This window comes from Pacificibacter marinus, from assembly GCF_900109555.1.
In the GTDB taxonomy this organism is placed as follows: Bacteria; Pseudomonadota; Alphaproteobacteria; order Rhodobacterales; family Rhodobacteraceae; genus Celeribacter; species Celeribacter marinus_C.
Window position 1 is genome coordinate 381,429 of the sequence record NZ_FNZV01000001.1, and the last position, 15,856, is coordinate 397,284.

16 protein-coding genes are annotated in these 15,856 nt (G+C 52.4%); 6 read left to right on the top strand and 10 right to left on the bottom strand.

Translation table 11 applies throughout. The annotated features are described in order from the left end of the window. The first annotated feature begins 25 nt into the window (after window positions 1-25). Window positions 26-622 (top strand): biliverdin-producing heme oxygenase, encoded by a 597-nt coding sequence (locus tag BM025_RS01720; protein ID WP_085847209.1) that lies wholly within the window; start codon window positions 26-28, stop codon window positions 620-622. Between the two features lie 48 nt (window positions 623-670). On the opposite strand, the gene BM025_RS01725 is transcribed toward BM025_RS01720, so the two are convergent. From BM025_RS01725 to BM025_RS01745, 5 genes are all read right to left on the bottom strand, one after another. Beyond that, on the bottom strand, window positions 671-1,321 hold the full coding sequence (locus tag BM025_RS01725) for an aspartate/glutamate racemase family protein (RefSeq protein ID WP_085847208.1): 651 nt from the start codon (window positions 1,319-1,321) through the stop codon (window positions 671-673). Next, window positions 1,321-2,157, bottom strand: a complete 837-nt coding sequence (locus tag BM025_RS01730; RefSeq protein ID WP_085847207.1) for an ABC transporter permease — start codon at window positions 2,155-2,157, stop codon at window positions 1,321-1,323. Before BM025_RS01730 ends, BM025_RS01725 begins: the two co-directional genes overlap by 1 nt. A 1-nt stretch (window position 2,158) precedes the next feature. Continuing rightward, entirely contained in the window at window positions 2,159-3,013 is an 855-nt protein-coding gene (locus tag BM025_RS01735) for an ABC transporter permease (RefSeq protein ID WP_085847206.1), read from the bottom strand. A 92-nt stretch (window positions 3,014-3,105) separates the two neighbouring features. Continuing rightward, window positions 3,106-4,368: an ABC transporter substrate-binding protein gene (locus BM025_RS01740; RefSeq protein WP_085847205.1), complete on the bottom strand. Its 1,263-nt coding sequence runs from the start codon at window positions 4,366-4,368 to the stop codon at window positions 3,106-3,108. A 45-nt stretch (window positions 4,369-4,413) separates the two neighbouring features. After that, on the bottom strand, window positions 4,414-5,388 hold the full coding sequence (locus tag BM025_RS01745) for an ABC transporter ATP-binding protein (RefSeq protein WP_085847204.1): 975 nt from the start codon (window positions 5,386-5,388) through the stop codon (window positions 4,414-4,416). 253 nt (window positions 5,389-5,641) lie between these two features. On the opposite strand from BM025_RS01745, the gene BM025_RS01750 reads away from it, so the two are divergent. Together BM025_RS01750 and BM025_RS01755 are read left to right on the top strand one after the other, a co-directional pair. After that, on the top strand, window positions 5,642-6,328 hold the full coding sequence (locus BM025_RS01750) for a GntR family transcriptional regulator (protein WP_090875134.1): 687 nt from the start codon (window positions 5,642-5,644) through the stop codon (window positions 6,326-6,328). After that, complete coding sequence (locus BM025_RS01755) at window positions 6,325-7,200, top strand: GNAT family N-acetyltransferase (RefSeq protein ID WP_085847202.1); 876 nt, start codon at window positions 6,325-6,327, stop codon at window positions 7,198-7,200. The genes BM025_RS01750 and BM025_RS01755 overlap by 4 nt, the downstream gene beginning before the upstream one ends. 18 nt (window positions 7,201-7,218) lie before the next feature. Here the strand turns inward: BM025_RS01755 and BM025_RS01760 are convergent, their stop codons facing one another. Next, a complete protein-coding gene (locus BM025_RS01760) occupies window positions 7,219-7,905 on the bottom strand; it encodes a GntR family transcriptional regulator (protein WP_085847201.1) in 687 nt (228 codons plus the stop codon). 174 nt (window positions 7,906-8,079) lie between these two features. On the opposite strand from BM025_RS01760, the gene BM025_RS01765 reads away from it, so the two are divergent. The 3 genes from BM025_RS01765 to BM025_RS01775 all read left to right on the top strand — a co-directional run bounded on the left by BM025_RS01765 (window position 8,080) and on the right by BM025_RS01775 (window position 10,830). Further along, window positions 8,080-8,889 carry an ABC transporter substrate-binding protein gene (locus BM025_RS01765; protein ID WP_085847200.1) on the top strand — a complete coding sequence of 270 codons (810 nt, stop codon included), beginning with the start codon at window positions 8,080-8,082 and terminating at the stop codon, window positions 8,887-8,889. Window positions 8,890-8,976: 87 nt separating this feature from the next. Continuing rightward, a complete protein-coding gene (locus tag BM025_RS01770) occupies window positions 8,977-9,648 on the top strand; it encodes an amino acid ABC transporter permease (RefSeq protein WP_085847199.1) in 672 nt (223 codons plus the stop codon). Between the two features lie 30 nt (window positions 9,649-9,678). After that, complete coding sequence (locus BM025_RS01775) at window positions 9,679-10,830, top strand: aminotransferase class V-fold PLP-dependent enzyme (protein ID WP_085847198.1); 1,152 nt, start codon at window positions 9,679-9,681, stop codon at window positions 10,828-10,830. A 209-nt stretch (window positions 10,831-11,039) separates the two neighbouring features. On the opposite strand, the gene xylA is transcribed toward BM025_RS01775, so the two are convergent. The 4 genes from xylA to xylF form a co-directional block, all read right to left on the bottom strand. After that, window positions 11,040-12,341: a xylose isomerase gene (gene xylA / locus BM025_RS01780; RefSeq protein ID WP_085847197.1), complete on the bottom strand. Its 1,302-nt coding sequence runs from the start codon at window positions 12,339-12,341 to the stop codon at window positions 11,040-11,042. Window positions 12,342-12,564: 223 nt separating this feature from the next. Further along, window positions 12,565-13,314, bottom strand: coding sequence for an ATP-binding cassette domain-containing protein (locus BM025_RS01785; RefSeq protein WP_085847196.1), 750 nt, complete (start codon window positions 13,312-13,314; stop codon window positions 12,565-12,567). Next, a complete protein-coding gene (locus tag BM025_RS01790) occupies window positions 13,311-14,606 on the bottom strand; it encodes a sugar ABC transporter permease (RefSeq protein ID WP_085847195.1) in 1,296 nt (431 codons plus the stop codon). Before BM025_RS01790 ends, BM025_RS01785 begins: the two co-directional genes overlap by 4 nt. Before the next feature lie 160 nt (window positions 14,607-14,766). Beyond that, window positions 14,767-15,789, bottom strand: coding sequence for a D-xylose ABC transporter substrate-binding protein (xylF, locus tag BM025_RS01795; protein WP_085847194.1), 1,023 nt, complete (start codon window positions 15,787-15,789; stop codon window positions 14,767-14,769). Window positions 15,790-15,856: the final 67 nt, after the last annotated feature.

The following is a 15,856-nucleotide window of genomic DNA, read 5'->3' on the forward strand; positions in this document are numbered from 1 at the left end:
TTTTCATTTACACGACAGGTGCGACATGAACACGACACTCCAGACCCAAATCCTCTTTTCTGACCGCTTGCGCGCAGCAACCCAGTCAACCCACGAGACTCTGGACCAATCCATCATGGCTGCAAAGCCATTTGAAAACCTCACAACATACGGGCAATTTTTACGGGTCCAGCACGGCATTCACCGCGACGTAGAACCACTTTATCGCTCTGCGGACTTGGCCAAGATTTTTGACAACCTGCAAGGACGCGCGCGTCTTGGCGCAGTCGAACAAGACCTAGCCGATCTCGGAATACATCCACCCGATGAGACGAATGCCCCCGCCACGACTATGCTCGCGCAGCGCGATATGGCACAGGCTCTTGGCTGGCTTTATGTCATTGAGGGATCGAACATCGGAGCCGCCTTTTTACTTAAATATGCCAAGAAAATGGGATTGTCCGAAACCTATGGGGCGCGCCATATGGCTGAGCCACCAGAGGGGCGTGCGCCTTACTGGCGATCCGTCAAACAGACTTTGAATTCTGTGGCATTAACACAAGCCGACGAAGCACGCGCCGTCGCAGCAGCAGAGACCGCATTCAACCGTGTCCGACAACTGGTGCAGCGCCATCTCGGCTGACCCAGACCGTTTCGGGTATCACGCTATAATAGCTTGGTTGAAAACCCTTTACTGAGATGTGGCAGCAGACACAGCAAGAAGCGCAGATCCCGCAACACCGTCTATAAGCTTGATCCCAGTGCGTGCTTCAAGGTCGCCGAGCAGTGGGGCCATACCGGCACACCCCAAGACAACCGCATCGCTGTTATCGTGACGTTGCGCCGCAACAATAGCAGCCGCTAACTTTTCGCGTACGGGTTGAGACCCCGCGTCGATATCGAGCACCGCGATCCCGCTGGCATGCACTCCAAGACAGTTTTGGCTGAACCCTTGTGCTTTGATGTTGTGTTGGATCACAGGCACGGACAGCGTGACAGAGGTCACGACAGAAAAGCCCTGCCCCAACATTGCCCCCATGGTAAAGGCCGATTGACCGATGCCCAAAACAGGGCAACGTGCCGCTGCTCTTGCACGGTCCAGCCCTGTATCGTCAAAGCATGCAATGACAATCGCATCAGCACCCATGGACTGCGCTTTATCCACCAGTTCCAACACACCGGGAATGGCCGCTTCGCCATCAGCAGCGCCTTCAATCGCAGGAGGGCCTGTTAGATTGGTCAAACCGGATATTGTGGCAAAAGGCACCGCCCTTTGCGCCACATCCACCACGCTTTGTGTCATGGCCTCTGTCGCATTGGGGTTTATGTAAACCACATGCATCAGACGGCCTTTCCTGCATCTGATCCAGACCGAGCGCGACGTTTGCCCATAAGCCAGACGATCACCAAAAAGATGCCGATGATGCCAAGAGAAAACAGGGTCGTGAAGGTGCCCAAGGCATAGATAACAGGTGTGGTCACATTGGTCGTCATTCCGAAAATTTCAAGCGGCAGGGTGTTGTAACTGCCCGATGTCAACAACGTCCGCGCGAATTCGTCGTAGGACAACGTAAAGCCAAACAGTGCGACCCCGATGAGCGAGGGCGCGATGATGGGCAAGATTACGTGGCGGACGATTTGCCACGATGTCGCCCCTTGGTCACGCGCGGCTTCCTCGTAGGATTTATCGAAACGGTTGAAAACGGCGAACATGATCAAAAGTCCAAAGGGCAGTGTCCACGTCAATTGACTGCCAAACCCTGAGGTGGCCCAATGCACTTTGAACCCGAGTTGATTGAAAATCAGACCAACACCAAGGGACACAAGAATAGACGGGATCACGAGCGATGTGATGGCGAAATAGAACAACACCGCTGATCCCGCGAACCGCTTGCGAAATGCCAAACCTGCCGACACGGACACAACAACTGTGGTGATCATCACCATAAACCCAAGCGCTAGAGACCGGCGGAACGATCCCCAAATATCGCCCACGGCTTGCTGTTCAAACAGTTCACGAAACCAGTTGAACGACGTGCCCCGCATTGGAAACGTCAGCCCGCCTTTTTCGCCCTGAAATGACAAAACGCCAATGGTTAGCGTCGGACCGTAGAGAAACAAAAGAAACACACAGAAAAAACCAGAAAGAACGTAGAATGAACGAGAACGCTGTTCCATTTTACAGCTCCTTTCGGATGTTGACGAAGCGCAATAATAAACCGATCACGATAAGCACTGTACACAAAAGCACCACAGCAGTGGCGGCCGCAGACGGATATTGCAGCAGCGAAATATCGTTTGAAATCAGTCTGCCGACGTTGGCTTTTTGACTACCAGACATAAAGCGCACAGTGATGAAATCCCCCATGACCAACGTCACGACAAAGATCGTGCCGATCATGATGCCCGGTTTGGTCAAAGGCACAATCACATGCCACAGCGTTTGCAACCCCGTGGCCCCATTGTCATAGGCCGCCTCAATAAAAGACTTATCGATCCGCATCATCGTGTTGAAAATCGGCACGACCATAAACAGCGTATAAAGATGCACAAAGGCGAGGATGACGGAAAAATCCGAGTAGAGCAGCCATTCTAAAGGCTCATCAATAACACCCCAAGATATCAACGCTTGATTGGCAATGCCATTGCGCCCAAGGAACGGAATCCATGAAATCATGCGGATAATATTCGACGTCAAAAACGGAATTGTACAAAGCAAAAAGAGTGCCGTTTGCATTGCTTGCGTGCGCACGTGGAACGCCAAGAAATACGCAACAGTAAAGCCAATTGCCAAGGTAAAGGCCCATGTGATGATTGCGTATTTGAACGTTGCGAAAAAGACTTTGTAGGTGACCGGCGAGCCAAACAGAAAGGCGTAATTGTCGAATTGAAATGCGGGGTAAATTGAAAATTCAGTTGCCCCCCAAAAACTCACCACAACGATCATGAAAATGGGAGCAATGAGAAACGCGAGCAGCACAGCCATCAACGGGGCCGCTTGGAGGTAAGCAATAAAATCGCGAGGTTTGCGCATCAGGTTTCCCATGTGGTCAGGTGTGGTCGTTGAAAATATCGTCAGGTGAAAGGCGCAGACAAAAAGCCCGCGCCCATCATTGTTGATGCGTTTTAGGCCGCGATGAATTCATTCCATTTTCGGACCATGTATTGGTTTTCGTCCATGACAGAGTTCCAACACGCAACTGCGCCCATGCGATCTGTGAAAGATCCGCCATCGCGCACGTCACCCGCGACAGCAAGCTGATCACCTGTTGGGGATGTGATAACGCCTGTGGCCGCTTTGCCTTCGTACCAGTAGCCCCATTCGTTTTCAGTCATGAATTCTTTGGAAGTTTCAGGCACAGCAGAGTAATACCCTTGGCGCATCAAATAGCCGCCAACCCAACCAGACAGATACCAGTTGATGTATTCATATGCCGCTTCAAGTTCCATGCCAGACAGGCTGGCTGAAAGACCAAGGCCACCGCCCCAAGAACGGTAACCTTCTTTAAGCGGCTGATACACACATGGCACGCCACGTGATTTGACCGCTGTAATCGCAGGTGACCACATGGATTGAATGACAACTTCGCCAGAAGCCATCAAGTTCACGGATTCATCAAAAGACTTCCAGAACGCACGGAATTGACCGTTTTGTTTCGCAGCCGTGAAGATCGCGAATGTCTTGTCGATCTCGTCTTTGGTCATATTGCCTTTGTCGCCGTACTGGATTTCACCCATAGCTTCGCAGACCATCGCCATGTCCATGATGCCGATAGATGAGATGTCCAAGATAGAAGCTTTGCCCTTGAACTCAGGGTTCAAAAGTTCCGCCCAGCTGTCAATCGGGCGATTGATCAAATCAGGACGAATGCCAAGAGTATCCGCGTTGTAAATCGTCGGAATAAGCGTCATCCAACCGGATTCATCCGTGGCAAATTTGGTGCTGCCCGGGCCTTCAACGAAACCAACAGTGTGCGGTGCGGTGCCTTGTGCAATCACGCTTTCAGGTGTCAATTTACCAGAACGGAACGTGCCCGCGATATTGTCATAGTTGGCAATTTTAGACGCATCCATTGCTTGCAGATTGCCTGTTGGCCAAACTTTCTTACAAATCCAGTATTCGATGTCTGCAATGTCAAAGCTGTCAGGCTGAGTGGCGGCACGCTGTGTCACGCTGTCGGAATCCAGCGCCGTCATTTCCAAATTGAACCCTAGATCTTCTTTAACCTTGGTGGCCACATCGTTGAGGTTTGACACCCCTGTGCCGAACTGGCGCAGAGTAATATCTTTGATTTCTTGAGCCCACACCATGGGTGCAGCAAGTGTTGACGCGGCGGCTGCTGCGCCCGTTTTCAAAAGAGTTCGGCGGCTATAACGCATTTTAGACATGTGGTGGTCCCTTGTTGATTGCTTGAGTTGGATTGAGTGTTTCGTTTACGCTTGGAGGCGGTGGAGCCGCCCCTCATCCCACGCGAGCATGACCGCATCGCCTGGATTTTTTGGTGTGTCGAAAAACTTATGATCTGGCATCAACGCAAGCACATCTTCGCCTGCTGCGGTGCGCGCATTGAGGACCACATGAGCCCCTTGATATTCAACGGATGTGATCGTCGCGGCCAAGCCCGTAGTCTCAAAACGAATATCATCGGCGCGTAAAGCGACCTTGCCGCCCTCAAAGGCTATGACGTTATGACCGCCCATAAAGCGTGCCACGAATTCTGTTTTGGGGGCTGACCACACCTCACGGGCAGGTCCGGATTGTTCAATCACCGCGTTGTTCATGACGACCAATTCATCGCCAAGCGCCAAAGCTTCGTCTTGACCGTGGGTGACGTGAATGAATGTGATGCCAAGCTCGCGTTGTAGTTTTTTCAATTCGGCACGCATGCGAATGCGTAAAAAGGGATCAAGGGCTGATAGCGGTTCATCCAAAAGCAGCACTTTGGGTTTCGTCACCAACGCCCGCGCCAAGGCAACGCGTTGCTGTTGCCCCCCCGACAGTTGTGCAGGAAGACGCTCGGCCAATGCCGTGAGGTCGACCATTTCTAGCAACTCATTGGCACGCGCATATCGCGAAGGTTTATCCTCGCCCTTCATACGCAATGAAAAGGCAACGTTGTCACGCACATTCAGGTGCGGAAAAAGCGCGTAGTTTTGAAACATCATCGCGGTGCCACGTTTGGCTGGCGGCAGATGTGAGACATCGAACCCATCCAAAACCACAGATCCGTCCGTGACTGTTTCATGACCTGCAATCATGCGCAAAGTGGATGATTTTCCGCAGCCAGAAGGCCCCAAGAGGCACACATAACTTCCAGCTTTAAATTTGGCATTGATCCGATCAACAGCGAGCGCGTCGCCATATTTTTTCGTCACATTAATCAGTTCAAGATCGTAACCGTTGCTCATATCCACTCCATACGCCCACTATCTTGTGCGGGCTGCGTTTGACGTATCGCCCCTCAAGTTCACGCGAATTCACTGTTTGTGGACTAGATTTTTCAACGCATAGGCTTGGCAAATACGCGCATTGGCGCTTTTTTGTGCACTTAAACCGCAAATGGTCGCAATATTGTGCTCAAAATTGTATACAACTTTGGTTACATCATCTCGCTTGAATTAAATGCGCCGTGATTCCAGTATGGATATGAAGGAAATTCCAATGACCGAAATACCCATTCCAGCCCCCACAGCACATCAATTATTCGAAAAACTCGAGTTAGCGATTCACGAGCATCAATTGGCACCAGGCACCAAACTCGGCGAAGACGACATCGGGGACATATACGGTGTGAGCCGAACGACAGTGCGCGCGGCGCTGCAAACGCTCTCGCATCAACGTCTTGTCGAACACAAACGTAACAGGGGCGCTTTCGTCGCGCAGCCCTCTGTGCGCGAAGCCCGCGAAGTGTTTGAAGCCCGCGCTCTTATAGAGCCCCGCACAGCCTATTCTGCCGCTGAGCGCGCAAGCCCCGAAGACATCCTAAAACTGCAAGCTCATATAGATGCCGAACATGAAGCCTTGGCAGATGGAAACCACGGGCGGGCCTTGTACTTGTCGGGGCAGTTTCACATCGAAATCGCAAAGATTGCAGATCAGCAAACGATCGAAACCTTTATCACGCAACTTATGTCACGGTCATCGCTTATTGTGGCACTCTATTGGCAGCGCCGTGCCGCCATGTGCGAAAGCCATGCTCATGATGCGTTGATTTCAGCCTTTGCCGATCACGATGGTCCACGCGCAGAAGAGTTGATGAAAAACCATCTTGTTGATCTGGTCACCTCACTCGATCTGCGCAACAAAGTGTCCGCGCCCTTATCTTTAAAGGATGCCCTTTCAAGATGACCCTCACCCCCTCTCGCACCTCGCCCCTACCTCACAATGTAAGCTTTCACACCGCAACTTTGGACGAAGTAGAGCAAATGATAGCTTGGGCAGCGGATGAAGGATGGAATCCCGGTCTTGATGATGCACCCGCGTTTCGGGCCGCCGATCAAGACGGATTTTTCATTGCACGCCATGCTGGACAAACGGTCGCGGCAATTTCGGTCGTCAATCACGATGAAACGATGGCCTTTTTAGGTCTCTATCTGTGCCACCCAGATTTTCGCGGCAAAGGCATTGGCCTAGGACTTTGGACACATGCCCTAAAACATGCAGGCACGCGCTGTGTGGGATTGGACGGCGTTGCAGCACAAGAGGCGAATTACGCAAAGTCAGGCTTTGTCCGCCAAGGGGCAATCACACGCATGCAGGGATTATCGCCAAACCTGTCTGTCACAGGCACCCGTCCGATAGACATAAACCGCGACCACACGGAAATCGCCAAGCTCGACACACAAGCAAATGGATATGCGCGGCCCAAATTCTTATTACACTGGATCAGCGATCACACGAAAAGTCGCAAAACGGTTGTCGCAGAACAAGCAGGCCAACTCACCGGGTTTGCAACTGCGCGACTTTGCCATGACGGGGTAAAAATCGGCCCCATCGTTGCGCCAGATGATGAAACTGCTCTAGCGCTTTTGCAAGCCGCAGCAACCGCATTGAATGCACAACAGATTATTGTCGACATCCCCGACTGCCAAGTCAGCTTGCACAAGACACTGGATGCGCTTGGCTATATCGCCACATTTGAAACAGCCCATATGTTCCGTGGCACACCACCCAAATCCTCAATGCTGTATCGTGCCGTCGCAACGATGGAATGCGGTTAAACGCGACGGGCATCGCCCTTAGGGGTCACTGCTGGATTCGGTATCGCTCGGCCAATCGTTTAAACCTTTGACACGGCGAAAACTTTCTTCGCCGGCCAGCACGTAACGCAAAAGTAAAAGCTCGACATGCGCGGCGTCACGGCTGGAAAAGGCGCGCAACATTTGGCGCTGCAACTCAACAAGCACCTGCAAGGATTGCGCTTCCCCCAGTGTCGCAAATCGCACCGACTGGATTTGCGCCATATACCGCAAAATCGTGTCGCGCAGCTCGACGTTTGGCACGGCCATAATCCACGTACGACGAATGGTTTCAGAAGCGGCGTACAGACTTTCGATGTCGCCCGTTTCTAACGTGCGCTCAGATTGCGCGACGGCCGCCTTGAGCACATCAAGATCACTTTGCGTGAGCTTGGCCGTTGCCAAAGCCGCCGCACGAGGCTCTAGCAGGCGACGCAATTCAAAAATCTCTAAAATCTGTTTGAGCTGCAGATTGGGCAATGCAAAGCCACGCGTTGTGCTGGTCAAATAGCCTTCGTGCGTGAGCCGCATAAGCGCATCGCGCACGGGCATCCGCGAAACCTTAAGCTCGGCAGCGATGGCCGTATCAACAAGCCGATCCGTATACGAAACTTCGCCCCGCTGAATGCGCCCAAGATAGGTTTCGTAGATTTGATCTTTTATATGGCGCTTCGGCGTATTAGACATTTTTACTCCTAGAAACAGTATTCCAATTTTTAATCAGCATTACAAGATATAGGGAAAAACGTATACAATAAGCTTTAAGCTTAAACAAAATGTTTGTATCCGTATACTGAATGTGTAAACGATATGGGATTAACAGCTTAAAAAGCACACTACACAACAACAGGGATTTCACCAATGACCACTAGACGGACGATTCTCACAGGCCTCGCATTTGCCACGATCACTGCCCTTTCAGGCGTCAGCGCTATGGCACAAGACGTTTTGCGCGTCGGGTCTTACCCCGCAAACCCACCATGGGAATTCAAAAACGAAGCGGGCGATTTCGAAGGCTTTGAAGTCGACATCATCACCGAAGTCGCCAAACGCCTCGATATGAATGTCGAGATCACGGGTCTTGATTTTCGTGCGCTTTTTGTGGCCTCGGCATCCGGTCGCGTTGATGCGGTTATCTCGTCTTTGACGATCACCGAAGAACGTTTAGAAGCGCAATCTTTCACCCAGCCTTATTTCTCTGGCGCACTTGGTGTTGGCACGAAAGACACAGCTGAGATCGCCGGCCTTGCAGACCTTAAGGGCAAGCGCATTGGGTCGATCGCAACATCCTTTCCCGAAACATGGCTTAAAGAACGCGAAGATGAGTTGGGATATGCATCCTATTCCAGCTACGATTCCACAGCCAACCTGCTAACAGATCTGCGCAGCGGTCGCATCGAAGCCGCCGTCAACGACATTGTCGGGTTGCGATATGCCTTTGCTCAGATGCAAGACAGCGGTCTTCAGGTGTCTGTTGAGATCCCGACAGGTGACAAGTTCGCCATCATGATGCCTAAAGAGTCCGAAAACCTTGAGGCAGTGAATGATGCCATTTCAGCCATGAAAGAAGACGGCACAATGGCCGAAATCTTTGAAAAATGGATGGGCGTTGCGCCCGCGGCGGGCAGCCTTACGGTCACACCTATGCCTGTTCCCACAACAGCCGAGTAATCCCTTCACGCGGCCCAGCGACACCTGCTGGGCCGCTCGACCCTTTAAGATGACGTGCCCAATTGCGCCTCTACGACCGGAGCCCCTATGGAAATTATCGACATTTTCTTCAACATCGACGTGATGCGCCGCGCCTTTCCGATCATCATGCGCGGCCTGTTGAACACGCTGCTTCTTGGTGGGGCGGCCATTGTCACGGGTGGTATCTTGGGCATTCTGGTGTGCCTCGTACGTCTCTACGCCCCGCGCCCATTCCAGCTTTTGGCCATTTTTTACACCGATATTTTCCGTGCCATTCCGGTGCTGGTTGTGCTCATTCTAGTCTATTACGCCCTGCCCTTTACGGGGATCGTTTTGTCCTCTTTTGTGGCGGCGACCGTGGCCTTGGCCGTGGTGCTAGCGGCCTACACTGCCGAGGTCGTACGTGCTGGGATTGAGGCCGTACCAAAGGGCCAGTTCGAGGCTTGCGATGCCCTTGGCCTGTCCTTTGCCACCACAATGCGCAAAGTGATTTTACCCCAAGCTTTCCGCATGATGATCCCGCCTTTGGCCTCTTACGGTGTGGCGATCATCAAAGACACGTCGCTTGCCTCGGTTGTTGCGATGGATGACCTTTTGAAACAAGCCACCGATGCCCAAGCTCTTTTTGCCAACCCCACGCCCCTTTTGCTGGCCGCGCTCATTTACATCGCGATCCTTTGGCCGCTTGTGCGTCTGACGGGCTGGCTAGAGCAACACTACAAACGCGGTTACCGCTAAACCTGAGCCCCTATTCTAACGGAGACATCAATGTCCATATTACCAGAAACAGGCGATGCCTATCTGCTGTACCACTCCATCGGTCAATACGATGGAAAGAAAGAAGATATGGCGGCGGGCCTTACAGATTTTTCTCAGGTTTGGGGCGCCTTTAATGGCGATCAATGGGGCGATGTTTTGGGCAAACGCCAGCAGTTCATCGACCTTTGGGCCGAACTGATCCAAGCGCCCAAAGGCACAGTGACCACGACCGAAAGCGTCACGACGGGCCTGATGTCCGTCATCGGAGCACTGCCCGAAGGCACATTGCGCGGCAAAAAGGTTTTGGTGGCAGAAGACGGTTTTCCATCGTTACACTTTTTGCTGACAGGACTGGCCAAGCGTTTTGAATTCACCCTCACAACCGTACCAATCAGACAGGGCGGTAACTGGGTCGAAGCCGAAGACATCATATCCGAATGGGACGAAGACGTCGCGCTGGCCTTGCTAACGTGGGTCAGCTCAACCAGTTCTCATCGTCTCGACATCCCGCAGCTCGCGGCCCACGGCCGCGCGATGGGGTCACTGATCGGTGTAGATTTAACGCAAGCGGCGGGCCTTTTGCCTTACGATGTGATGGCACCAAAAGTAGATTTCGCGCTTTCGACGAGTCTCAAATGGATGTGCGGCACGCCGGGGGCTGGGATCATTTACATGGACCACGACCTTTTGCTGCGCTGTGAACCCGAACTGCGCGGTTGGTTTTCGCAAGACAATCCGTTTTCTTGGGCGCTGGATGCTTTCAAATTTGCCGATGATGCGCGTCGGCTTGACAGTGGCACACCTGCAAGCGTTTCCGCCCTCGCCAGCCTTCCGGCGATGAAATGGCGCATGGCCCAAGACAGCGACACTATCGCCGCGCACAACCGTATGCTTACAGCTATTCTTCAGGCTGGCTTAGAGGAAATGGGCCTTGTTCTTGCAAGCCCATCAGATCCAGAGCAACGCGGGGGCAGCCTTATGGTGACTTTGCCAGACCGCCTGCCCGCTGCAGATGTTGTGGCGGCCCTGCGAGAAAAGGCGATCTATATGGACAATCGCAGTCAGATTTTGCGGATGTCCCCTGGGGTAATTACAACCAAAGATGGCGTGCTTAGAACTCTTGCGACCCTGCGCGAGATCGTGTTCCCAACCCAGAAATAAGCGCCACTCCAAGCGATGAGACTACCTTCACTAATGCCATGCTATTTTGAAAAAATTTCCCTATCGACAGCAATATCAAAAATGTTGTGGCTGCATTAACAATACACGTGGGCTGCGGCGGTAGATGAACCACCGCAGCCCACGCAAAACGTCTTCAAGTGTTCGAGCCCGTGACCGCCAAATGGCAATCACAGATGTTCTTGTTTGCCTTAGAAGTACTTATTCACAAGGTTTTCGAGGCGTTCTTGGCGACCTGATTTTGGATCAGGATTGAGGTTTTGTGCCAAGACACGGTCATGGATTGTGGTCAAATCATCGGACATAAGAGCCGCGCCATTCGCGCTGTCCCAACCCGCATACCGCGCATTACGTGCGGCTTCGAGTTTGCCATCTTCCAATATAGCGGCTGCAGCTTTTAGGCCCGCAGCACAAGCATCCATACCGCCAACATGCGCAAGGATTAGATCTTCGGCATCAAGCGATTGACGGCGCAGCTTTGAGTCAAAGTTCGTACCACCAGTTTTGAAACCACCCGCGCGCAGCACTTCGTAATAGGCCAATGCCATTTCAGGCACATTGTTTGGGAACTGATCCGTATCCCAGCCCGATTGATAATCGTTGCGGTTCATATCGATGGATCCGAAAATGCCCAACTCGCGCGCCAAAGCCAATTCATGCTCGAACGAATGGCCTGCCAAAATCGCATGCCCCTGTTCGACGTTCACTTGAACCTCGCCCTCAAGGCCGAAATCTTTCAAAAATCCATACACAGTTGCGACATCATAATCGTACTGGTGCTTGGTCGGTTCTTGTGGCTTGGGTTCGATCAAGATCGCGCCTTTGTAGCCCATCTTATGTTTGTAATCGACGACCATCTGAAGCATCCGGCCCGCTTGCCTGCGCTCGCGTCCCATGTCGGTGTTGAGCAGCGTCTCATAGCCTTCGCGACCGCCCCAAAGAACATAGTTTTCGCCGCCCAATTTCATCGTGGCGTCCATGCAGGTTTTGATTGTCGCGGCTGAGAAAGCAAAGATATCTGGGTCTGGGTTGGTTGCAGCACCTGACATAAAGCGTCGGTGTGAAAACAGGTTCGCGGTGCCCCAAAGCAATTTTACGCCAGTTTCATCCATCTTTTCAGCGAAGTAATCAACGATGGCTTCAAGGTTGGCAGTGGTTTCGGCAAAGGTAGCGCCTTCTGGGCGAACATCTGCATCGTGGAAACAAAAATAGGGTACGTCCAAAATCTGGAACATCTCAAATGCGACATCAGCCTTGAGTTTGGCCAATTCCAATGTGTTTCCAAACCAAGGGCGATCAAATGTTTGACCACCAAAGGGATCGTCACCGGGCCAAGCAAAGGAATGCCAATAGGCTGCCCCAAAACGCAGTTGCTCTTTCATGGTCTTGCCCATGACGATTTCATCAGGGTTGTAGTGGCGGAAAGCAAACTCGTTATCGCTGTCTGGCCCCTCATATTTGATTGCGGGGATGCCTTTGAAAAAGTCGGTCATATCAGATGTCCTTTAGAACAGAATAGCTGCGCGGTAGCGGCTATGAGATTCGGTAAATGTGGGTTTCAGCGCAGGATCAGGCAATGATTTTTAGGATTGGCGGCATGGTAACATGCAGATCACGGCCATCACGCCCAGCGGTCAGCCCCAAGAGCCTTGGCATGGCCCTCATCCGCCAAAATCGCTTTTAGGGATGAGGTTCCAAGATCAATGCCCGTGAAGATCAGGCTGCGGCCTTTGGGTTTTTGCCCAAAATGATCATAGACAGGATATCATCTTCGGTGACATCCTCAACTCGCTCTGTGCCGACCATCTTGCCGTTTTTCATCACGGACACGCGGTCACACAAATCCATCATTTCGCGCGTATCGTGACTGATCAAGAAGATACCCAGACCTTGTTTTTTCAACTCGCCAATCAATTCGGCGACCATAGCCGTTTCATGCACACCCAAAGCCGCTGTCGGTTCGTCCATGATCAAGATTTTGGCGTTGAAATACACCGCACGGGCAATGGCAACAGATTGACGCTGACCACCAGACAAGGCGGACACGGGTTCTTTGAGTTTTTTGAAATTAGGGTTGAGCCGCGCCATGATTTTGCGGGTCTCAGCTTCCATACGACCATCGTCGACAAAGCCAAGTTTCGTGGTCAACTCGCGCCCCAAAAACAGGTTAGACGCGGCATCAAGATTATCGGCCAGCGCAAGCGTCTGGTATATGGTCTCGATGTTGTAATCACGGCTGTCAGCAGGGGAATTGATCGTTGCACGTTCGCCTTCGATCCAGATTTCGCCAGAGTCCATTTTATAGGCCCCTGACAGCATTTTGATCAGCGTAGATTTGCCCGCGCCGTTGTGGCCCAAAAGACCAACAACTTCGCCTGCATGCAGCTCGATGCTGACATCATCAACCGCATGGACACCGCCAAATGCGATTGAGACGTTTTTCATTTCGACTAATGGAGTGCTCATACTTTTGCTCCCACGCGCTTGCGATATTGAATGTCGATCCAAACAGCGAGGACAAGAACCGCGCCAACGACAATGTTTTGATAGGGCGCATCAACGCCAACCATGGCCATGCCAGATTGCAAAGATTGCATGATCAAAGCGCCGATGATGGCACCATAAATCGTCCCGATACCACCAGACAAAGCAGTTCCGCCAATAACGGCTGCCGCGATCACGCGCAGCTCGTCCAAGGTGCCGATGTCATTCGTGTGATACCCCAAACGCGCCGAGGCCACGATGCCAGCCAAAGCGGACAAAACGCCAACCATGGAAAAGATTTTGACCGTCAAAAGGCGTGTATTGATGCCCGAAAGCTGTGCAGCCTCTGGGTTGCCACCAGTTGCGAATATGTAGCGTCCAAGCCGTGTGCGCAGCGCGATAACAGTCATGACAATGGCCACAACGATCAGCAACAGCACAGAATAAGGCAAGCCATATGCGGCAACACAGCCTTCTGCGACATCACAACCAAACAAAGCAGGATCGCGTGCAATGACCCGTTCGGGCACAGTGTAGGCATTTAGAATGGCGACAAATCCAAGGATTGCAGCAGCAATCACGGCCATGACCAAGACTTCGGCCCACAAAGGCTTCACAGGGAAACCATGAGCATTTTTGGTACGTCTTGCCGAGCCAAGCGCCAAAAGCGCCGCAGCCGTCGCAACCAGACCAACAACCCAGCTCCAAAACACGCCAAGCGTGCCACCGATGCCGCCAAACAGTACGAATGTTTGATCAAGCGGGCCGATTGTGGCGCCATCTGTCATCCACCAACCGACGTTGCGCCAAATCAAAAGACCACCAAGTGTCACGATAAAGGCAGGGATCGCTTGATATCCAACCAGCCACCCTTGGGCTGCACCAATCACAGCGCCAGTGATCAGACCTGCAGCAATGGCGATCCAAGGGATCAACGGATGCCCCAACTCTAGCCCGATGATTTGCGGCAACCACTGTGTTTGGGTCATAGCCATCACAGCTGTACAGGTCGCAAGCAACGCGCCAACCGACAAATCAATGTGACGGGTCACAATCACGAACACCATGCCCGTTGCCATGATCGCCACAGATACAGTCTGGATCGTTAGGTTGAAGATGTTGCGCGGCGTTAAAAAACGCCCGTCTGTGAGTATATTAAAAACGATGCAAACCGCTAAAAAGGAACCGATCATCCCAAGAAGACGCATATCGACTTGCAAGGATTGCAGGATGTTGCGTTTGGGCTGCGGTATGGCGGGGTTGTGGTCAGACATGGTCTGTCTCCATCAAAAAAGCGCGACGATTGGACAAGCAAATAGCGCCAGCAGAGCTGGACAAGTGCGTGTGGATGTATGGGGGAAACGTGTGGGTCCCGCCAATGGCGAGACCCGTTGTCGATTGGGCATCATCAAACGATCCGCCCAATCGAGCGACTTAGTTACAAGGTGCAGGACCGTCAGTCACGCCTTGGCACAATGCCTCAACAGTGATCCAACCCGCGTCTGTGACAACGCTTAGGTTTGCTGCAGTCACAGGAACTGGCGCAAGGAACATAGAGTGCAGTTCAGTGCCAGCAGGTGATGTCCACATGGACGATCCGGCAACCATTGCGTTTTCATCAGCAGCCAAAGCTACAGCAACTTCACCAGCAACGCGTCCAAGAGCACGCGCATCTTTCCAAACAGACACAGTCTGTGTGCCAAGGGCAACGCGGTTCAAAGCTGCATGGTCGCCGTCTTGACCAGACACAGGAATGCCTTCCATGCCTTGTGCTGTCAGCGCAGCAACAACACCGCCAGCGGTACCGTCGTTGGAGGCCACAACAGCATCAACCATGTTGTCGTTCGCTGTCAGGATTTGTTCCATGTTGCGCTGTGCGTTCGCAGGCAACCAACCATCTGTGTAGGCTTCGTCAACGATTGTGATGTCACCGCTGTCGATTGCAGCTTGGATGATTTCTTGTTGGCCACCACGCAAAAAGTCTGCGTTTGGATCAGTAGGCGAGCCTTTGATCATAACGTAGTTGCCAGTTGGCTGAGCTGCAAAAACAGCGCGAGCTTGCATGCGGCCAACTTCGACGTTGTCGAATGTCAGGTAGAATGCGCGGCTGTCTTCGATCAAGCGGTCGTAAGCAACGACAGGAATACCTTCGGCGTCTGCAGCATCAATAGCTGGGCCGATGGCTGCGCTGTCTTGCGCCAAGATGATGATGGAATCAACGCCTTGTGCGATCAAACTTTCAACGTCAGAAAGCTGTTTGGCTGAAGATGACTGTGCATCGGCAGACACATAGGTCGCCCCTGCTGCGTCAAGTGCGGTGCGGATCGCGGCTTCGTCTGTTTTCCAGCGTTCTTCTTGGAAATTTGACCAGCTCACGCCGACTTTAAGACCGTCTGCAAATGATGCAGAACCGAACCCAGCGACGGCGACAGCCGCTGCGATAATAAACTTATTCATTGTAATCCTCCCTTAGATTGCCCCCTTTTTACAAGGGAGCGAGTCACCTGACTCGAATCTAAGATGC